The 18,626-nt window shown below is 74.6% G+C and carries 17 protein-coding genes; 6 read left to right on the top strand and 11 right to left on the bottom strand.

The window, feature by feature from the left end; all coding sequences use genetic code 11:
- Positions 1-106: 106 nt before the first annotated feature.
- Genes ACMATS_RS06580 through ACMATS_RS06565 form a run of 4 tightly spaced genes read right to left on the bottom strand, consistent with a single transcriptional unit; the run spans position 107 to position 4,694 of the window.
- Positions 107-1,681 carry an FUSC family protein gene (locus tag ACMATS_RS06580; RefSeq protein WP_414167268.1) on the bottom strand — a complete coding sequence of 525 codons (1,575 nt, stop codon included), beginning with the start codon at positions 1,679-1,681 and terminating at the stop codon, positions 107-109.
- A gap of 21 nt (positions 1,682-1,702) precedes the next feature.
- Positions 1,703-2,716, bottom strand: coding sequence for an acyl-CoA dehydrogenase family protein (locus ACMATS_RS06575; RefSeq protein WP_414167267.1), 1,014 nt, complete (start codon positions 2,714-2,716; stop codon positions 1,703-1,705).
- Positions 2,713-3,858, bottom strand: a complete 1,146-nt coding sequence (locus tag ACMATS_RS06570; RefSeq protein WP_414167266.1) for an acyl-CoA dehydrogenase family protein — start codon at positions 3,856-3,858, stop codon at positions 2,713-2,715. Before ACMATS_RS06570 ends, ACMATS_RS06575 begins: the two co-directional genes overlap by 4 nt.
- On the bottom strand, positions 3,858-4,694 hold the full coding sequence (locus tag ACMATS_RS06565; protein ID WP_414167265.1) for an enoyl-CoA hydratase: 837 nt from the start codon (positions 4,692-4,694) through the stop codon (positions 3,858-3,860). The genes ACMATS_RS06570 and ACMATS_RS06565 overlap by 1 nt, the downstream gene beginning before the upstream one ends.
- A 44-nt stretch (positions 4,695-4,738) precedes the next feature.
- Here ACMATS_RS06565 and ACMATS_RS06560 point away from each other — a divergent pair, with 44 nt between their 5' ends.
- From ACMATS_RS06560 to ACMATS_RS06545, 4 genes are all read left to right on the top strand, one after another.
- On the top strand, positions 4,739-5,545 hold the full coding sequence (locus ACMATS_RS06560) for an SDR family oxidoreductase (protein WP_390778488.1): 807 nt from the start codon (positions 4,739-4,741) through the stop codon (positions 5,543-5,545).
- Complete coding sequence (locus ACMATS_RS06555) at positions 5,542-6,153, top strand: TetR/AcrR family transcriptional regulator (protein WP_414167264.1); 612 nt, start codon at positions 5,542-5,544, stop codon at positions 6,151-6,153. The genes ACMATS_RS06560 and ACMATS_RS06555 overlap by 4 nt, the downstream gene beginning before the upstream one ends.
- A 9-nt stretch (positions 6,154-6,162) precedes the next feature.
- Positions 6,163-7,320, top strand: coding sequence for an acetyl-CoA C-acetyltransferase (locus ACMATS_RS06550; protein WP_414167263.1), 1,158 nt, complete (start codon positions 6,163-6,165; stop codon positions 7,318-7,320).
- Positions 7,321-7,399: 79 nt separating this feature from the next.
- Positions 7,400-8,608 (top strand): PP2C family protein-serine/threonine phosphatase, encoded by a 1,209-nt coding sequence (locus tag ACMATS_RS06545; protein WP_414167262.1) that lies wholly within the window; start codon positions 7,400-7,402, stop codon positions 8,606-8,608.
- 214 nt (positions 8,609-8,822) lie between these two features.
- Here the strand turns inward: ACMATS_RS06545 and ACMATS_RS06540 are convergent, their stop codons facing one another.
- Genes ACMATS_RS06540 through ACMATS_RS06520 form a run of 5 tightly spaced genes read right to left on the bottom strand, consistent with a single transcriptional unit; the run spans position 8,823 to position 13,131 of the window.
- Positions 8,823-9,662, bottom strand: a complete 840-nt coding sequence (locus tag ACMATS_RS06540) for an SCO6745 family protein (RefSeq protein ID WP_414167261.1) — start codon at positions 9,660-9,662, stop codon at positions 8,823-8,825.
- Between the two features lie 22 nt (positions 9,663-9,684).
- Positions 9,685-10,734 carry an NAD(P)H-dependent flavin oxidoreductase gene (locus ACMATS_RS06535; protein WP_390778901.1) on the bottom strand — a complete coding sequence of 350 codons (1,050 nt, stop codon included), beginning with the start codon at positions 10,732-10,734 and terminating at the stop codon, positions 9,685-9,687.
- A gap of 11 nt (positions 10,735-10,745) precedes the next feature.
- Complete coding sequence (locus tag ACMATS_RS06530; protein WP_414167260.1) at positions 10,746-11,504, bottom strand: CoA-transferase subunit beta; 759 nt, start codon at positions 11,502-11,504, stop codon at positions 10,746-10,748.
- Entirely contained in the window at positions 11,501-12,370 is an 870-nt protein-coding gene (locus ACMATS_RS06525; protein WP_414167259.1) for a CoA transferase subunit A, read from the bottom strand. The genes ACMATS_RS06530 and ACMATS_RS06525 overlap by 4 nt, the downstream gene beginning before the upstream one ends.
- A complete protein-coding gene (locus tag ACMATS_RS06520) occupies positions 12,367-13,131 on the bottom strand; it encodes an enoyl-CoA hydratase family protein (RefSeq protein WP_414170665.1) in 765 nt (254 codons plus the stop codon). The genes ACMATS_RS06525 and ACMATS_RS06520 overlap by 4 nt, the downstream gene beginning before the upstream one ends.
- Before the next feature lie 77 nt (positions 13,132-13,208).
- On the opposite strand from ACMATS_RS06520, the gene ACMATS_RS06515 reads away from it, so the two are divergent.
- Positions 13,209-14,003, top strand: coding sequence for an SDR family oxidoreductase (locus tag ACMATS_RS06515; protein ID WP_414167258.1), 795 nt, complete (start codon positions 13,209-13,211; stop codon positions 14,001-14,003).
- Entirely contained in the window at positions 14,000-14,890 is an 891-nt protein-coding gene (locus tag ACMATS_RS06510; RefSeq protein ID WP_414167257.1) for an SDR family oxidoreductase, read from the top strand. The genes ACMATS_RS06515 and ACMATS_RS06510 overlap by 4 nt, the downstream gene beginning before the upstream one ends.
- 161 nt (positions 14,891-15,051) lie before the next feature.
- On the opposite strand, the gene ACMATS_RS06505 is transcribed toward ACMATS_RS06510, so the two are convergent.
- Both ACMATS_RS06505 and ACMATS_RS06500 read right to left on the bottom strand, forming a co-directional pair.
- A complete protein-coding gene (locus tag ACMATS_RS06505; RefSeq protein WP_414167256.1) occupies positions 15,052-15,921 on the bottom strand; it encodes an ABC transporter permease in 870 nt (289 codons plus the stop codon).
- Positions 15,918-18,617 (bottom strand): alpha/beta fold hydrolase, encoded by a 2,700-nt coding sequence (locus tag ACMATS_RS06500; protein WP_414167255.1) that lies wholly within the window; start codon positions 18,615-18,617, stop codon positions 15,918-15,920. Before ACMATS_RS06500 ends, ACMATS_RS06505 begins: the two co-directional genes overlap by 4 nt.
- Positions 18,618-18,626 lie beyond the last annotated feature (9 nt).

The raw sequence follows: 18,626 nt of genomic DNA, 5'->3' as shown, positions 1-18,626 counted from the left end.
GGTCTCCCGGGATCTCCCGGTAGATTCTGCCGTCCCGCCACCGGGTCACCGGAAGGCGGCATGGCCTGCGGGAGTTCCGCGGGAGTTCACCGGGGCGGCGCGCCGCCTACGCCGCCGTCGCGCGCGCCGGGAGCCGCCCCGCGAGCGCGGCCAGCGTGCGGTGGCCCTCGCGCTCTTCCTCCGCCACCCGCTCGTCGGGCAGCGCCCGTTGCCACCACTCGCCCGCCGCGACGTCCGCCGCCTCCCGCAGCTCGACGAGCGCGGCGGCGAGCCGGTCCCGGTGCGGGCCGGGGTCCGCGGGAGCCGCGGCGGCCGCGTGCCGGGCCTCGCGGGCGCGGGCCAGGGCGGCCTCGGTCCGGTCCGCCGCGCGCCGGTTGGTGACGAGCACGCAGGTGAGCAGCCCGACCGCGGCGCCGACGAGGGTGTCGGTCCAGCGGTCGCCGATGAGCTGGGCGGCGGGCTTGCTCCCGGCGAACTCGTTGAGCAGCAGCGCCATGGGCGTGACGCACAGGGTGCCCAGCCAGTAGTTGCGGGAGATGAACGCCTCGGCGCCCACCTGGAGGGCGAGGGCGGTCAGCACCATCGCCACCGCACCCGACCGGGTGAGGGGCAGCAGTGCGGTGAAGAGCGCCAGGCCGAGGAGGTTGCCGACGACGCGCTGCACGGCCCGCTGCCAGGACAGCGTGGTGTTGGCCTGGAAGACGGACGCGGCGGTCACCACGGCCCAGTAGGGGTGGGTGCTGCCGACGGCCAGGGACGCCCACCCGGCGAGCGTCCCCCCGACCGCGACCCGGGCCCCGGCCGGCAGCAGAGGGGAGCCGGGGCGCAGCCGGTCGGCGAGCGTCCCCGAGGGGGCGTCGAGGGGCGGCGGAGGTGTGGCGCTCTCGGGCAGCGGCTCGCCCTTGCGCAGGGCGCGGGCCCGGTCGGCCGGCTGCCCGGCGTCGCCCCCGTGGCCCGCCAGTGCGGCTTCGGCCTGCAGGACGAGGCGGTGCAGCGGCCCGGCGACGTGGGCCGGGGCGCCGGCGAGCGCCCGGCGGGCGGCGCCGGACGCGGCGGCCGTCGCGTGCCGGGCCCGGGCGAGGCCGGACGGTTCCGCGCGGAGCAGCCGGTCGGCCGCCTCCAACGCGCGGGCGACGGCGATGCGTTCGGGCCCGTGCGGACGTATCGGCGCCGGGGCCATGCACACCAGCCAGGCGAAGGCGCCCGCGGCCAGGACCAGGCCCAGGTGCGCGGGGACGTCCCCGATCCGCTGGGGCACGAAGAACATGGTCGACGTGACGAAGGTCAGCACGATGTTGCCCGGCGGCCCGATGCGCGTCGCGTCGCACAGCACCTTGTGCACCGCCGCTACCAGCGCCGCGAGCAGGACCAGCACCGCCGTCGACGGGACGAGCGCCGCACAGGTCAGAGCGGCTCCCGTGCCGGCCACCGCGCCCAGCACCACCCACGCCACCGTGCGGGCCCGCGCCGCGTAGGGCCGGTCGTGCCCGTACAGCGCGCAGAGCGCGCCCGCGGCGGTGTAGAGGGCCAGGTCGAGGCGGCCGAGCGCCAGCAGGACGAGGTCGGGCACCGCCATGGCGAGGGCCGCGCTGAAGGCGGGCTTGGGCCAGATGTCCGCGGGCCGGTTCAGTCGCAGGAGGCCGCGCAGGGGCAGTGGCCGGACACGTGGGGGCTTTGCCATGCCAAGAGATTAGCAGGTGTTTTACTTAGAAAATATCTCGGGGATCATCTCCACGACGCGGGCCCTGCACTCCGCCGGGCCGCCCCACGCCGATCGCAGCGCCCGTGCCTTGCCGATCCACAGCGACAGGTCGTACTCCGCCGTGTAACCGATCGCACCGTGCACCTGCAGCGCCGTACGGGCCGCCGTATGGGCCGCGTCGCAGGACGCGGCCTTGGCCGCCGCCACCTCGGCCCGCGCGGTGGGCGACCCCGACGCCAGCGCCACCGCGGCCCCGTGCACCAGCGGCCGGGCGAACTCCAGCCCGATGAACGTGTCCGCCAGCCGGTGCTTGACCGCCTGGAACGAGCCGATCGGTGCGCCGAACTGGGTCCGCCGCCGCGCGTGGGCGACCGTCCGGTCCAGCAGGGCGAGCCCGACACCCAGTGCCTGCGCGGCCGTTGCGAAGGCCGCCCAGTCGGCCGCGAGCGCGGCCGCCGCCCGCACCGCCGGCCCGGAGGCCAGCAGCGTGCCGCCGCCGGACGGCCGGGCCGGCCGGCGCGCGGGGTCGACCGAGGGCCGCACCGGGCCGTGGCCGGGGGAGAGGGACAGCAGACCGCTGCCGGTCACGGTGAACACCGCGTCCGCCGCCTCCGCGTCCAGCGCGTACGGACCCCCGCCCGGCAGGGTCAGCGTCACCCGCGCGCGCCCCGCGCACACGCGCGGCACCCACTCCCGCGCAGGCTCCTCCTCACCCAGGCGCGCGAGCAGCACCGTGGCCGCCACCGTCTCGGCCAGCGGACCCGGTACGCAGTGCCGCCCCAACTCCACGAAGGCCACCGCCAGTTCGACCGGAAGCAGTCCTGCCCCGCCGTACGCCTCCGGCGCCGCCAGGGTGAACACCCCTGCGTCCGCGACCCGTTGCCACAGCGCCAGCCCCGGCCCGTACGCGCCGCGCGCCCAGGCCCGGACGGCCGGCGGGGTGCCGGACGCCGTGAGCATCCGGTCCAGCGTGCGCCCGAACTCCTTCTGCTCCGCATCCGGCAGGAACCTCACCCGCGCCGTCCCTTCGGCAGCCCCAGCAGCCGCTCGCCGATGATGTCGCGCTGGATCTCGTTCGTCCCGCCGTAGATCGGCCCCGCGAGGGCGAAGGTCCAGCCCTCCGCCCAGTCCGTGTCCGCGAGTTCGCCGTCCGGGCCCAGCAGGTCCAGCGCCGTCTCGTGCAGGGCGAGGTCCAGCTCCGACCAGAAGACCTTGACGGGGCTGGACTCCGCCGGCGCGGCGGCGGCCGCGTCCTCCGACGCCCGCCCGTAGCCGTACAGCTGGTACGCCCGCGCCCGGATCACCGCGTCCGCGACCCGGTCCCGCAATGCCGTGTCGCCCGGATCGCCCGCCGTGCGCCACAGCGCCACCAGCCGCCGGGCGGCCGCCGTGAACCGGCCGGGGCTGCGCAGGGTCAGCCCGCGCTCGCTGCCCGCGGTGCTCATCGCCACCCGCCAGCCGTCCCCCGGCGCGCCGACGACGTCCGCGCCCGGCACGAAGACCTCGTCCAGGAACAGCTCCGCGAAGGCGGGCCTGCCGTCGAGGCGGGCGATGGGCCGCACGGTCACGCCCTCCGCGCCGAGCGGGAACATCGCGTACGTGAGCCCGTGGTGCGGCCGCCCGGCCCCCGGATGGCTGCGGAACAGCCCGAAGGCGCAGTCGGCGAAGGCGGCCCGCGAGGACCACGTCTTGTGCCCGCTCAGCAGCCAGCCGCCCGCGTACGGGCGCGCGACGGAACGCAGCGAGGCCAGGTCCGAGCCCGCCTCCGGCTCGGACCACGCCTGGGCCCAGACCGTCTCCCCGCGCGCCATCGGCGGCAGGACGCGGGCGCGCTGCTCCTCGGTGCCGTGCGCGAGGAGAGTGGGCGCGAGGAGGTGGATGCCGTTCTGGGAGACCCGTGCGGGGGCGCCCGCCGCGTAGTACTCCTCCTCGAAGACCAGCCACTCCAGCAGTGAACGGCCCCGCCCGCCGTAGGCCTCCGGCCAGGAGACCGCCGACCAGCCGCCCTCGTACAGGGTCCGCTCCCACGCGCGGTGCCGGTCGAAGCCCTCCGCCGTCTCCAGCGAGGGGAGCGGGGTGCGCGGGACGTGCGTGGCGAGCCAGGACCGCGCCTCGGCGCGGAAGGCGTTGTCTTCGGCGCTGAAGTCGAGGTCCATCACGCCTCTTTCATGGCCCGGGCGTCCATGCCGCGCAGCGGGTCCGCGGACGTCTCCGCGTTGTGCGCGTGCGCCAGGTGGTGCAGCCCGAAGACCGCGTCCAGCCCCGCGTGCAGCCCCTGCAGGTCCTCCGCCTGGTTGACCGCCCGCTTGGCCAGCGCGAGGCCCATGCGCGGCATCCGGGCGATGCGCTCCGCCAACTCCCGTGTCTGTGCGGCGAGTTCCTCCCGCGGGACGAGGTGGTTGACCATCCCGATCTCGTACGCGCGCCGCGCGCCCATCCGGTCGCCGGTGAAGAGGAACTCCTTCGCGATCCGCGGCGGCATCACCCACGGGTGGGCGAAGTACTCGACGCCGGGAATGCCCATGAGCACCACCGGGTCGGCGAAGAACGCATCCTCGCTCGCCACGATCACGTCGCACACCCACGCCAGCATCAACCCGCCCGCCACACAGGCCCCTTGGACGGATGCGATCACCGGTTTCGGCAGCTCGCGCCAGCGCCGGCACATGCCCAGGTAGACCTCCGACTCCCGGGCGAACCGCTGCTCGGCGCCCTCCTTGTCCGTGTGGTCCCACCACATTCCGGCCCGGCGTGCGAACGGCACATGGGCGTCGCGCTCCGGGGTGCCGATGTCGTGGCCCGCGGAGAAGTGGTCGCCCGCGCCCGCGAGGACGACGACCTTGACCGCGTCGTCGGCCGAAGCCTCGTAGAAGGCGTCGTCGAGCGCGTAAGTCATCGCGGAATTCTGGGCGTTGCGGTACTCGGGGCGGTTCATGGTGACCGTCGCGACCGGGCCGAGCCGTTCGTAGCGCACTGTCGGGGCAGTGGTCATGGCCATCCTTCCCTAACAAGTGTTTGGTAGGTTACCGTGCGGCCATGAGCAGCGTCGAGGAGTCACGCTCCAGTGCTCCGCCCTATCTCCCGGGCCACGCCCTGCTGTCCGGCCGCACCGCCGTGATCACCGCAGCCGCCGGCGCCGGCATCGGAGGCGCGACCGCCAGACGCTTCCTCGAAGAGGGCGCGCGCGTGGTGCTCGGCGACGCCCACGAGGCCCGGCTGCGCAGCCGAGTCGCCGCCTACGCCGAGCAGTTCGGCGCGGAGAACGTGGCCGGAGTGCCCTGCGACGTCACGCAGGAGGAACAGGTCGCCGCCCTCCTCGACCACGCCGAGGAACGCCACGGCACCCTCGACGTCCTCGTCAACAACGCGGGCCTCGGCGGCACGTCCGACCTCGCGGACATGAGCGACGAGCAGTGGCACGCCGTCCTCGACGTCACCCTGCACGGCACCTTCCGCTGCACCCGCGCCGCCCTGCGCCGCATGCGGGCCGCCGGGCGCGGCGGCGTCGTCGTCAACAACGCCTCGGTCCTGGGCTGGCGCGCCCAGCGCGGCCAGGCCCACTACGCCGCCGCCAAGGCCGGCGTCATGGCGCTCACCCGCTGCGCCGCCGTCGAGGCCGCGGCCTACGGGGTGCGCGTCAACGCCGTCGCCCCCAGCCTCGCCGTCCACCCGCACCTCGCCAAGGTCACCGGACCGGAACTGCTGGCGGAGCTGACCGCGCGCGAGGCGTTCGCCCGGTCCGCCGAGCCCTGGGAGGTCGCCAACGTGATCGTCTTCCTCGCCAGCGGCTACTCCTCCTACATGACCGGCGAGACCGTCGCCGTCAGCAGCCAGCGCGCGTGACGGACAATGACACCGTGCCGACCAGCAAGCCGACCAGCAAGAAGACCGAACTGCTCGCGACCGCGGCCCGGGTGTTCGCCGAACACGGCTACCGCGCCACCACCGTCCGGCGCATCGCCGACGAGGCGGGCATGCTCGCGGGCAGCCTCTACTACCACTTCGACTCCAAGGAGTCGATGCTGGACGAGATCCTCTCCGCCTTCCTGGACGAGCTGTGGACCGGGTACGACGCCGTGCTCGCGGCCGGCCTCGGCTCCCGCGAGACCGTGGAGGCCCTCGTGGCCGAGTCCTTCCGGGAGATCGACCGGCACCGGGACGCCGTCGCCGTCTACCAGAAGGAGTGGCGGCACCTCGTCGGCCTGCCCCGCTTCGGCTATCTCGCCGCGTCCCAGCGGAAGTTCGAGCAGGCCTGGCTGGGCACCCTGCAACGGGGCGCGGCCGAGGGCGTCTTCCGCGCCGACCTCGACCCCCGCCTCGCCTACCGCTTCCTGCGCGACACGGTGTGGGTCGCGGCCTCGTGGTACCGGCCGGACGGGGAGCACGGACCGGAGGAGATCGCCCGGCAGTACCTCTCGATGGTCCTGGACGGTCTGGCCGCGCAACCTTAGGAGCGCACCATGAGCGAGGCATTCATCGTCGGAGCCGTACGCACACCGGTCGGGCGGCGGGGCGGGGGCCTCGCCGCCGTGCACCCCGCCGACCTCGGGGCGCACGTCCTCAAGGCCCTGATGGAACGGACGGGCGTGGACCCGGCCGCCGTCGACGACGTCGTCTTCGGCTGCGTCGACACGGTCGGGCCGCAGGCGGGCGACATCGCCCGGACGAGCTGGCTGGCGGCCGGGCTGCCCGAGGAGGTGCCCGGCGTCACCGTCGACCGGCAGTGCGGGTCCTCCCAGCAGGCCGTCCACTTCGCCGCCCAGGCCGTGCTCTCCGGCACCCAGGACCTCGTCGTCGCGGGCGGCACCCAGAACATGTCGCAGATCCCCATCGGCTACGCCGCCCGCCGGGCCACCGAGCCGCTCGGCCTGGACCGCGGCCCGTTCGCCGGCTCGCAGGGCTGGCGGGCGCGCTACGGCGACCGGCCCGTCGACCAGTTCCACGGCGCGGAGGCGATCGCCGGGCAGTGGGGCATCACGCGGGAGGCCATGGAGGAGTACGCGCTGCGCTCCCACGCCCGCGCCGTGCGGGCCCTCGACGAGGGCCGCTTCGCCCGCGAGACGGTGGCCTGCGGGGACGTGGCGGCGGACGAGGGCCCGCGCCGGGACACGTCCCTGGAGAAGATGGCCGCCCTGAAACCGGTGCTGCCCGGCGGGCTGCTGACCGCGGCCGTCTCCTCCCAGGTCTCGGACGGCGCGGCCGCCCTGCTCGTGGCGAGCGAACGCGCGGTGCGGGAGCACGGACTCACCCCCCGGGCCCGCATCCACCACCTGTCGGTGCGGGGCGAGGACCCGATCCGGATGCTCACGGCACCGATCCCGGCGACGGCACGGGGGCTGAAGAAGGCGGGCCTGACCATGGACGACGTCGACCTCGTGGAGATCAACGAGGCCTTCGCACCCGTGGTCCTGGCCTGGCTCCGGGAGACCGGGGCCGACCCCGGGCGGGTCAACGTCAACGGCGGCGCGATCGCGCTGGGGCATCCGCTGGGCGCGACGGGAGCCAGGCTGATGACGACGCTGCTGCACGAACTGGAACGGACCGGAGGCCGCTACGGCCTGCAGACGATGTGCGAGGGGGGCGGGCAGGCGAACGTGACCGTGCTGGAGCGGGTGTGATGCCGGCCAGGCCGGACGGCGCCTGACGTGAGAGCGGCCGGAATCGGTGTGAAACTGGGCACGGAAGGGGTGATTCCCCGTGTCGGACCCACCGCACGCGCCCGCCGGTCCCGACGCCGCCGTCGACGAGAATCGGCTGGAAGAGCTGATCGTCGAGGCCCAGACAGCCCTGCCGTTCGAACTGCCCGGCCTGGCGAACCGGTGCGCCACGGCCCTCGGCCTGAGCTCCGCGCTGATCTACCTCGTGGACCTGCAACAACGACTGCTCATCCCCCTCGACGACATCCTGGAGCCGCTGGAGGTGGACCGCACGTCGGCCGGCTGGGCGTACCGCACGGTCTCCCCGCGGGTGGCCGACACCGCGGACGGCATGATCGTCTGGCTGCCGCTGATCGACGGTGCGGAGCGGCTGGGCGTGCTGGCGGTGCGGACCGCCTCGCTCGACGGGGTACGGATGCGCCGCAGCCGGATGCTGGCCCACCTGTTCGCGATGCTGATCACCTCCAAGCGCGCCTACAGCGACTGGCTCGCAGGCCTCGCCCGCACCGCCACCATGCGGCTGCCCGCCGAGATGCTGCGGGCCTTCCTCCCGCCCCACACCATCGGCAGCAGGAGGTGCGTCTCTACCGCCGTTCTGGAGCCGGCCTACGACGTCGCCGGCGACGCCTACGACCACTCGGTGGTCAAGGACGTGCTGCACACTATGATCCTCGACTCCATGGGCCACGACCTGACCTCCGGTCTGACCACGTCGGTCGCCATGGCGGCGGCGCGGAACGCCCGCCGCGGCGGCGGCGACCTGGCCGACGTCGTCGGCTCCGTCGACCAGGCGCTCGCCCAGTGGCTGCCCGACCACTTCTGCACCGGCGTGATGTGCCGGCTCGACGCGGTCACCGGGGTGCTGCGCTGGGTCAACTGCGGTCACCCGCCGCCGCTGCTGATCCGCGCCGAACGGGTGCTCGACGGGGCGCTGGACCGCCCGTCGCAGCCACCGATCGGGCTGGTCGGCCACCTCGCCCCGGCGGCCCGGGAAGTCCACGAGACGACACTGGAACCGGGCGACCGCGTCCTGCTCTACACCGACGGCGTCGTGGAGGCGCGCGACGCGGACGGAGCGGAGTTCGGCCTCGACCAGTTCACCGACTTCATCATCCGCTTCTCCGCCGCCGGCCAGCGCCCGGCCGAGGTGTTGCGGCTGCTCGTCCACGCCATCCTCGAACACCAGCGCAATCGGCTGCGGGACGACGCGACCATCCTGCTTTTCGAATGGCGGCCGCAATATCGGTGAGGGCAGCGCCCCGTAAGGGGCGCGGGGCTCCTCTCGATTTGCGGCTCCGCCGCGTGGGCGCGACCAGCCCCCACCGGCCCGCAGTCGACGCACCACCCCAGGGGTCCGGGGCGAAGCCCCTGGGGGCACCTCCCAGCGGTAGCTGGGGGAGAACCTCGACTGCAGGCGCGTCGTGGCTGATCGCGCAGTTCCCCGCGCCCCTGACGGGGCGCGATCACCTACCCAGCCCCATCGGGTTCGGATAGCGCAGCGCCCCCGCACACGCCTCGGCCAACGGCGCCAATACGTCCGCCAGTTCACCGGCGTCAGCCGGAACGGCCCGCGCCGCCGCCCGGTCCGTCGCCTCCTCGACCGCCGTGCGCAGGCGGCGGCCCTTGTCCGTGGCCCGCCCGTCGGCCCCCAGCAGCCCCCGTTCCCGCAACCGTGACCCGGCCGCCTCCCACTCCTCGTCCGTCCACCCCCGGTACGGCTGCAGCTCCGACCGCGGCAGGTCGCTCCCCGCGCGCAGCACCAGTACCTCGCACCCGTCCAGCCCGGCGGCGACCAGCGCCGCCACGTGCCCGTCCCCGCGGTGCTCCCGCAGCACGGTCGCCGCCTGCCACAGCCGGTCCAGCGGCTCCTCCGGCAGGCCGAGCGCCGCGTTCGCGGCGGCCAGCACCCGGCCGGCGCAGTCGAGCCCGGCCACGCACGCACCCAGCAGTTCCGCCGCCCGCTCCGCCTCCTTCTCCTGGCCGGCCAGCAGCCGTCGCAGCGTGGCCCGGGCGCCCGTCAGGCGCAGTTCCAGGGCCTGTTCGGGCGGGGTGATCCCCCACACCTCGGGGAGGGCCCGCGCCACCATGGACGGCGCGAAGTTGAAGAAGGCGGCCGTCACCGGCTCCGGGCCGACGGGGCCCAACGGTGCGGCCCGGCCCGCGAAGTAGCCGCGCCGCCAGCCCCGCAGCCCCGCCTCCCGGAAGGCGTCCAGCGCCTCGGGTGCGAAGTAGGTGACCGCGTGCACGGGTTCGGTCAACTTCCAGAGCGTACGCGCCGCATCCATGCCAGTGAGGTCCGTCATGACCGCCTCCGTCCGTGCCGGCTCATCCCGGCTCGGGCAAGCCTCGCAGAGTCGCCTGCGCCTGCGCCATGATCCGTTCGACCAGGGTTGCGACCGGGGGCAGGTCGTCGATCACCCCGGCGACCTGGCCGGCGGCCATCACCCCGAGGTCCGTCCGGCCGTCGACCATGGCGGCCTTCAGCAGCATCGGCGTGTTCGCGGCGAGCAGCACCTGTGCCCAGCCCAGGGCCTTGCCGTGTCTGACGGCCAGGCCGTCGCGCACCAGGTCCGCCCAGCCCAGCCCGGAGAGCCGGCGGAAGGACGCGGCGTGCCGCACGGCCCGCAGCAGCACGGCGGCCGCGCCCGAGCGCTCCAGTTCCGTGACGAAGGGGGTGCGCAGCATCCGGTGCGGGAGCCCGTCGACCTTGGACGTGACCGTCACATCCCGTACGGACGCGCCGAGATACGCGGCCTTGACCGGCGCCGGGACCGTGCTGTCGGCCGTCAGCAGGAACCGCGTGCCCATGGCGATGCCCGCCGCGCCGTACGCGAGCGCCGCGACGAGGCCGCGGCCGTCGTGGAAACCGCCGGCCGCGACGACCGGGATGTCCACGGCGTCGACCACCTGCGGCAGCAGCACGTTCGTCGCCACGTCCCCGGTGTGCCCGCCGCCCTCCGCACCCTGCACGATCACCGCGTCGGCTCCCCAGGCCGCCACCTTCTCGGCGTGCCGCCGGGCGCCGACGGACGGGATGACGACGACCCCGGCGTCCTTGAGCCGGGCCACCAGCTCGTGGGAGGGCGCGAGCGCGAACGAGGCGACGCGCACGCCCTCGTCGACGATGATGCCCACGCGCTCCGCCGCATCGCCCGCGTCCGCACGGAGGTTGACCCCGAAGGGCTCCCGCGTACGGGCCTTCACCTCGCGGACGGCCGCCCTGAGCCCGTCCGGCGTCATGGTCGCCGAGCCCAGGATGCCCAGCGCCCCGGCCGCGGCCACCGCCGAGACCAGCCGGGGGCCCGCGACCCACCCCATGCCGGTCTGCACCACCGGGTGCCGCACCCCCACGAGCCGGGTCAGGGCGGTCGGCAGTTCGGGGGCGGTCACGGCCGCACCTCGCGGTCGCGCAGCCCCGCGGGGTCGAGGACCTCGCGGATCAGGCGGAGTTCGGCGTCCGTCGGCAGCCGGGTGACCGGCACGTCCTCGGGGACGTCGAGCGGGAAACCGGTGGCGGCCTGCACGTCCCTCGCGGTGACCCCCGGGTGGAGGGAACGGACGCGCAGGGTGCGGTCCGGGGTCTCGAAGTCCAGCACGGCCAGGTCGGTGACCACCCGGCGCAGGCGGTGGAAGCGGGACGCGGCCGGTCCGGCGGCGGCCGCCCGGTCGTGACCGACGCCGCAGACCATGTCGACCCGCTCGACCAGGACCCGGGGCGAGTGCCGCGGGATCCAGTAACTGACCGGATGGTTGAGGGTGTTGACGGGCGCGCCGCGCACCCCGAGCAGCTGGCGGTCGGGGCGCCGCCAGTCGCCGATGCAGGAGATGTTCTGGTTCCCGTGCCGGTCCAGCTGGCTCGCGCCCATCATGACGTGCCGCCGCCCGCCCGTGACCAGGGCGAGGTGCCGCCGGTACGGCAGCCACCCCTCGACGACGCGGGCGCCGTCCCCGGCCGCCGGGTCCTCGGCGGTCAGCAGCGCCTCGCCGTCGGTGAGCAGCAGACCGGGGGAGAAGGTGAGCCGCGCCAGCCGGGCGCCGATCGCGGGCACCGGTCCCATCGGGCTCGCCAGGATCTCCCCGTCCCCGCGCCAGGCCTCCGCGCAGGCCACGACGCACACTTCGGCCCTGCTCGCGCCGCCGCTCACGCGCCCTCCCCGGCGTACTCCGCGACCGCGGCCCGATAGGCGTCCTCGTCGCCCGACAGGAAGCGGCCGGCGAACTCGCGCCAGGCCGCCGGGTCGGCCGCGGCCTTGGCGTAGGCCGCCTGGAACGCCTCGTCGCGCCCGTAGTCCGGCGCACAGGAGGTGAAGTGCGCACCGCCCGGGGCCTCTATGACCCCGGTGACGCAGTGCCGCTGCACCAGCAGCGTCTGCGGGGCCGTGCCGTCGGCGGTGAACTCGGCGCTCTCGACGATGCGTTCGCAGGAGACGTACGCCTCCCGCGCGGCCTCGCAGAACAGGTCGTCGAAGTACGGGTCCGGTCCCAGGTACTGGGCGTTGCCGAGGGCGTCCGCCCGGTTGAGGTGCACCAGCGCCGCGTCCAGGGCGAGGGCGGGCACGGCGACGAGCTCCTCGCCGTCCGCATACGGCGAGGTGACGGTCCGCAGCCCGGGGTTGACCCGCATCACGTCCGAGCCGAGCCCGGCCCGCACCGGCATGAACGGCAGCCGGTGCGCGGCGGCCGTCAGCCCCCACATCACCATCGCCTCGTCCAGCTCCGTCAGTTCCAGCGTGCCGCTCTGCCGGGCGGTGCGGAAGTGCGGTTCGAGCGGGATGGAGTCCAGCGTGGCGAAGGCCGCGACGAGTCTGCGGGCCTTCCCGGCGGCGGCCAGCAGGCCCACGTCCGGGCCGCCGTAGGAGACGATGGTGAGATCGGTGAGATCGGAGCGCAGGAGGGCCCGGACGAGGGCCATCGGTTTGCGCCGCGAACCCCAGCCGCCGATGCCGATCGTCATGCCGCTCGCCAGCCGGGAGACGGCCTCGTCCGCCGTCATGCGTTTGTCGCCCGTCATGACTGTTGTTCCTTGTCGTCCTTGCCGGAGAGGAACGTTCCGCGGAGGCGGTCGGCTACCCCGTCGAGGGCGGCCTCGAAGGTGAAGCCCTGCTCGTAGCGGTAGCTGCGGTGGACGTCGACGGGGTCGATGCCGTTGAGCGCGGCCTTGGCCAGGCGCAGCAGCGAGCCGTCCTTGGCGGCGATGTCGCGCGCCAACTGCAGTGCTGTTGCGTGTAGTTCGTCCCTCGGTACGACCTGCCACACGGAGCCGTGCCGGTGCAGCTCCTGCGCGCTGACGGTGCGCGCGGTGTAGAAGAGAGTGCGCATCAGGTGCTGCGGGACGAGCCGGGCGAGGTGGGTGGCGGCGCCGAGCGCGCCCCGGTCCAGCTCGGGCAGCCCGAAGACGGCGTCGTCCGATGCGACGACGGCGTCGGCGTTGCCGACGAGCCCGATCCCGCCGCCCAGGCAGTGGCCGTGCACCGCGGCGACGACGGGCACCTCGCAGTCGTAGACGGCGGAGAACGCGGCCGCACAGGCGCGGTTGACGCCGATCAGCGCCCGGTGGCCGGGGGTGCGCTGCACCTCCTTGAGGTCCACCCCCGCGTTGAAGCCGCGCCCGGTGGCGGCGAGGACGATGCAGCGGACGCGCAGGTCGGTGCCCGTGCGGCGGACGGTGTCGGCCAGGTCGTACCAGCCCTGCACGGGAAGGGCGTTGACCGGCGGGAAGTCCACGGTGACGACGGCGATGCCCGGTTCGGGACGTGCGGTGGAGATGCCCATCGGCTGCCTTTCCACCAAACGTTTGTTAGGTATCGTGGTGACGGTACCAGCGGACCGCCTGCAGCGGGAGGCGCCGAGTGGGCAGAGCGTGCGGCCTGGAGGGTCGCGTCGCCGTCGTCACGGGCGGGACGCGGGGAGTGGGTGCGGGCATCGCCCGCGCGTTCCTGCGCGCGGGGGCGGAGGTGGTCGTCTGCGCGCGCCGGCCTCCGGCGGAACCGGTGGCGGCGGCGGGCCGGACGGCACGCTTCATTCCGGTCGACGTTCGTCAACCGGAAGCCGTGGAGGCGATGTTCGAGCGGATCGCCGAGGCGTCGGGCCGCGTGGACGTCGTGGTGAACAACGCCGGCGGAACGCCGTTCAGACCGCTCGGGGAGGCGGGCGCCGCCGCACACGCCCGCATCGTCGAGCTCAACCTCGTGGCACCGCTGACCGTTTCGCTGGCCGCCCACCGCATTCTGCGGGAACAGCCCACCGGCGGCTCGGTGGTGATGATCGGCAGCGTCAGCGGCACCCGCCCCTCGCCCGGCAGCGCCGCCTACGGCGCCGCCAAGGCCGGACTGGAACACCTCGCCCGCACCATGGCGGTGGAGTGGGCCCCGGCGGTGCGCGTCAACACCCTGGTGCTCGGCATGGTGCGCACGGAGTCGGCCCACCTGCACTACGGCGAGGAGGACGGCATCGCCGCCGTCGCCCGCACCGTCCCGGCGGGCCGGCTGGCCGAGCCCGACGAGGTGGGCGAGGCGGCCGTCTTCCTGGCATCCGACCGGGCCGCCTACATCACCGGCGCGAGCCTGCTCGTCCACGGCGGGGGAGAGCGGCCGGCCTTTCTCGACGCCGCGAACGTCAACAGGCGAGCTGAGGAGACGAGATGACCGGAATCTGCACCGGGCAGGTGGCGGTGGTCACCGGCGCCGGCCGGGGCCTGGGCCTGGCGCACGCACGGGCACTCGCGGCGGAGGGGGCAAGGGTGGTCGTGAACGACCTCGGAACGGGCCTTGCGGGCGAGGGCAGTTCCGAGGGGCCTGCACAGGAGGCCGTACGCGAGATCCGGGAACGGGGCGGCGAGGCCGTGGCCCACGCCGGGGACGTGACGACGGGCGAGGGCGCGGCATCGCTCGTCGCCACGGCCCTGGAGACCTTCGGCCGCCTGGACGTCCTGGTCAACAACGCGGGGTTCCTGCGGGACCGCATGCTCGTCAACCTCGACGAGGACGACTGGGACGCGGTCGTCCGCGTGCACCTCAAGGGACACTTCCTGCCGCTGCGTTGCGCGGCGGCACACTGGCGCGCCGAGACCAGGGCGGGGCGGGCGGTGCGGGCGAGCATCGTCAACACCACGTCGGGCGCGGGGCTGCTGGGCAGCGTGGGCCAGGCCAACTACGCCGCCGCGAAGGCGGGCATCGTGGCGCTGACCCTGGTGGCCGCGGCCGAACTGGCCCGCTACGGGGTACGGGCCAACGCCGTTGCGCCCGCGGCGCGGACGCGGATGACGGAGGGGACGTTCGGGGAGACGCTGGTGTCGACGCCGGAGGACGTCTCGCCGCTGGTGGTGTGGCTGGGGTCGCCCGCCTCGGCGGGGATCACGGGCCAGGTCTTCGAGGCGGAGGGCGGCCGCATCACGGCGATGGAGGGCTGGCACCGGGGCCCCACGGCGACGAAGGACGGCCGCTGGACCCCGACGGAGGCGGGGGACGCTGCGCGTCGGCTCTTGGCGGGGGCCAGGCCGGCGGGGCCGGTGTACGGGGCGGCCGCCCCGTAAGGGGCGCGGGGCTGTTGACATATGCGGCTCCGCCGCGTGGGCGCGACCAGCCACCGACGCACCAACCCGGGGGGGCAGCACGTCATCTGCGGGCGCGTCGTGGCTGAGCGCGCAGTTCCCCGCGCCCCTTACGGGGCGGGGCAACGTCTCAGGGCCCACCCTCAGGACACGACATCCTTGGCACGGAAGTGCCGAAAGGCAAGGGCAACCAGAACCACCCCATAAGTTGCCGACAAGGCAACCCCCTTCACCACCCCGCCCCACTCCGCGTGCGGCTGCAGCAGGTCCGCCCAGGCGAACTGCCAGTGCGCCGGCAGCAGCTCCCGCCAATGGCCCAGTGCGGTCACCGCGTCCAGGACGTTGCCGACGATCGTCAGGCCCATCGCCCCGCCCACGGCGCCCAGGGGCGCGTCCGTGACCGTCGAGAGCCAGAACGCCAGCCCGGCCGTGACCAGTTGGCTCGCGAAGACGAACGCCACGGCGGCGGCCAGCCGCCACGTCGCCGTTCCGGCATCCAGCGCGCCCCCGGTGGGGATCCGCAGCGGGCCCCACCCGTACGCGGCCGTTCCGGCCGCCAGCGCGACCAGCGGCAGGAGCACCATCGCGGCCGCGCTGAACGCCAGCGCCACGGTCAGCTTGCTCACCAGCAGCCGACCCCGCGGCACCGGGGCGGCCAGCAGGTACCGCAGCGACGACCAGCTCGCCTCCGATGCCACCGTGTCGCCGCAGAACAGTGCCACCGGCACCACGAGCAGGAAGCCCGCCGAAACGAACAGGCACGTCACGGCGAAGTTCACCCCGGACGCCGTGGCGGTGTCCATCAGCGTGACCCGCCCGTCGCGTCCGGCCGGCTGGCCGCCGATCGCGAAGGCCGCGATCAGGACGAACGGCAGCACCGCCAGGATGCCCCCGATCACCAGCGTGCGGCGCCGCCGCAACTGCCGTGCCGCCTCCACCCGGAGGGGGAGCGTGTGCCGCGCCCGGTAACCGGGCGCGGCAACCGGCGGTGTCGGTGGCGGTGCGATGCTCATGAGGAGCCTCCGATCAGGGTCAGGAACGCGTCCTCCAGCCGCCGGTGCGGCCCGATGCTCGCCACCGGGATCTCCAGCCGGACGAGTTCCACCAGCAGTTCCGGCGCCCGTGCGCCGTCGAGCCGCACCAGCAGCCCCTCGCCGCCGCCGTCGCGCACGGCCGAGGCGACGCCCGGCAGTGCGGCCACCTTCTCCACGGCCGCATCGGACAGTTCGCCCTCGACGCCGACCAGCAGCGTGTCGCCGGAGCCGGTGATCTCCGCGACCGGGCCCGCGGTGACCAGCTGCCCGCGGTCCATCACGACGAGATGCGTGCAGGACTGCTCGACCTCGGCCAGGAGATGGCTGGAGACGATGACGGTGCGCCCGGCTGCCGCGTACCGGATCATCACCTCGCGCATCTCCCGGATCTGCGGCGGGTCGAGGCCGTTCGTCGGCTCGTCCAGGATGAGCAGGTCCGGCAGCCCCAGCATGGCCTGGGCGATGGCCAGCCGCTGCCGCATGCCCTGCGAGTACGTGCGCACGGCGCGCTCCAGCGCACCGCCGAGACCGGCGATCTCCAGGGCCTCGTCCACGTGGGCGTCCTCGGCCGGGCGGCCGGTGGCCCGCCAGTACAGGTCGAGGTTGGCCCGGCCGGACAGGTGCGGCAGGAAGCCCGCGCCCTCCACGAACGCGCCGACCCGGGACAGCACGGGCGCGCCCGGCCGGATCGCGTGCCCGAAGACATGGATCTCGCCGCCGTCGGGGCGGATCAGGCCCATGAGCATGCGCAGCGTGGTGGTCTTGCCCGCACCGTTGGGGCCGAGCAGGCCGAGCACCTGCCCCCGCTCGACGCGGAACGACAGGTCGCGCACCGCGTACCGGTCGGCGGACTTGGCGTACCGTTTGCTCAAAGCCGTGATCTGCAGCGGCACTTCGGCCAGCGCCGGATCGGGCGCGGGCGCGGCGTCGCGGCGGCGTCCGGCCAGCAGCACGCCCGCCGCGACGGCCACGCCGCCGAGCGGCAGCCCCCACGTCCACCACGGCAGGGCTGCCGAGGCGGTCCGCACCTCGGGTGCGTCCGGAACGCTCAGGCCGTCGCCCGCCAAGGAGACGGTGTAGGCGGCGGGTTGCACGGGCGAGGCGTATGCCAGGTCCGTTGAGGAGAGCACCAGCCGCATCCGGTGCCCCGCCTCGAAGGTGTGGTCCACGGCCGGCAGCCGCAGTTCGACGGTCCTGCCGTCCTTGGCGTCACCGATCCGCACGGGGGAGACGAGCTGCCCGGGCAATTGCTGCTGCCCGTCCGGCCCGACGTCGTAGACCTTGGCGAAGAGGACGGCCTCCCCGGTGCCGGAGGCCACCTTCACCTTCGCGGTCGGCGAGCCGGTCACGTGGATGCTCTCGTCCAGCCGCGCGGAGTCGAAACGGGCGTACTGGCCGGGGAAGTCCAGGGACATCCCGAGCCCCAGCCCCGACAGCTGGGAGACCGCACCCAGGCCCGGCACGGCGGAGACCGCGGGCGGGGCCGCCCCGGCCGGGTTGCCGAAGGACTGCTCGCGGCCGGTCAGCGGCACCGTGCGGGGGTCGTTGCGCAGCCCGGGGTAGCGGTTGCTGCTCGCGCCGCGCAGCCGGGCCTTGCCGTCGGTGGTGTCGATGCCGCCGGTCCGGCTGACCCGGAAGGCCGGGCCGGTGTCGGTGCTCTCGTCGCCCTTGAGGTAGCGGTCGAACCACGCGCGCGTGCGCTGCTCGATCCGGTCGTTCTCCGTCATGCCGGCGTCGTGCCCGCCGGCGATCCAGTCGACGGACACGGGCGCGCCGTTGCGGCGCACGGCCGTGGCCGCGGCGTCGGACTGGCCGAGGGGGAAGAGCGAGTCGCTCTGGCCCTGGACGAGGAGCGTGGGCACCTTGATGCGGTCGGCGACGGCGGACGGGCTGCGCCGCTCCAGCAGTTCGCGCGCCGCCGCGTCCGGCCGGCCGGCGACGGCCACGCGCTCGTACATCGCGCACAGCTCCGGCTCGAACCGGCCGCAGCCGGCCTGTACCGGCGGGCCGGACGCGGGGGTGCGGGCGGCACTCCCTGCGCGGGTGGAGCCGAGTGAGCTGCTCGATCCGGTCGTGAAGAAGATGCCTGCCCAGAGCTTCTTGAAGACGTCGTCCGGGAAGAGCGAATCGGCCAGGTTCCAGTAGGTGATCTGCGGGGCGATGGCGTCGACGCGCTTGTCGTACCCGGCGGCGAGCAGGGAGACGGCGCCGCCGTACGAGGCGCCCGCGATGCCGACCCTGGGGTCGCCCGGCGCGTCCAGTTCGACCTCCGGCCGCTTCGCGAGCCAGTCGATCAGGCGGCTCACGTCGGCGACCTCGTGCTCCGGGTCGTTGAGGCCGATGCGCCCGCCCGAGTGCCCGAAGCCGCGCGCGGACCAGGTCAGCACCGCGTAGCCGGACCGGGCCAGCTGCTCGGCCTCGCCGCGCATGTCGTCCTTGCTGCCGCCGAAGCCGTGCGCGAGGAGTACGGCGGGACGGCGGTGGTCCGTGGTGCCGGAGGTGAAGAAGGAGGTGTCGACCCGTGCCCCCGGCATGGACAGGAACCGGTCCTCCCGGTGCACCGGGGGATCACCTCCGGCGGCCTCCGCCACCGTCCAGGTGCCGATGCCGGCGAGCACGGCGACAGCGCTCACGGCGGCGAGCAGCCGCCGGCGCCCGGGGATGCGCAGCTTCATTCCCGCATG

Source organism: Streptoverticillium reticulum (genome assembly GCF_047456005.1).
Classification (GTDB): Bacteria; Actinomycetota; Actinomycetes; order Streptomycetales; family Streptomycetaceae; genus Streptomyces; species Streptomyces reticulum.
Note: the sequence above shows the minus strand (reverse complement) of the source record. Positions and strands in the feature narration are given on the sequence as shown.

Excerpts from the sequence above, each read along its gene's own strand:
- ACMATS_RS06505 (WP_414167256.1), bottom strand. The coding sequence starts at position 15,921 with ATGAGCATCGCACCGCCACCGACACCGCCGGTTGCCGCGCCCGGTTAC.
- ACMATS_RS06525 (WP_414167259.1), bottom strand. The coding sequence starts at position 12,370 with ATGACGGGCGACAAACGCATGACGGCGGACGAGGCCGTCTCCCGGCTG.
- ACMATS_RS06580 (WP_414167268.1), bottom strand. The coding sequence starts at position 1,681 with ATGGCAAAGCCCCCACGTGTCCGGCCACTGCCCCTGCGCGGCCTCCTG.
- ACMATS_RS06560 (WP_390778488.1), top strand. The coding sequence starts at position 4,739 with ATGAGCAGCGTCGAGGAGTCACGCTCCAGTGCTCCGCCCTATCTCCCG.
- ACMATS_RS06520 (WP_414170665.1), bottom strand. The coding sequence starts at position 13,131 with ATGGGCATCTCCACCGCACGTCCCGAACCGGGCATCGCCGTCGTCACC.
- ACMATS_RS06540 (WP_414167261.1), bottom strand. The coding sequence starts at position 9,662 with ATGACGGACCTCACTGGCATGGATGCGGCGCGTACGCTCTGGAAGTTG.
- ACMATS_RS06510 (WP_414167257.1), top strand. The coding sequence starts at position 14,000 with ATGACCGGAATCTGCACCGGGCAGGTGGCGGTGGTCACCGGCGCCGGC.
- ACMATS_RS06570 (WP_414167266.1), bottom strand. The coding sequence starts at position 3,858 with ATGGACCTCGACTTCAGCGCCGAAGACAACGCCTTCCGCGCCGAGGCG.
- ACMATS_RS06500 (WP_414167255.1), bottom strand. The coding sequence starts at position 18,617 with ATGAAGCTGCGCATCCCCGGGCGCCGGCGGCTGCTCGCCGCCGTGAGC.
- ACMATS_RS06565 (WP_414167265.1), bottom strand. The coding sequence starts at position 4,694 with ATGACCACTGCCCCGACAGTGCGCTACGAACGGCTCGGCCCGGTCGCG.
- ACMATS_RS06550 (WP_414167263.1), top strand. The coding sequence starts at position 6,163 with ATGAGCGAGGCATTCATCGTCGGAGCCGTACGCACACCGGTCGGGCGG.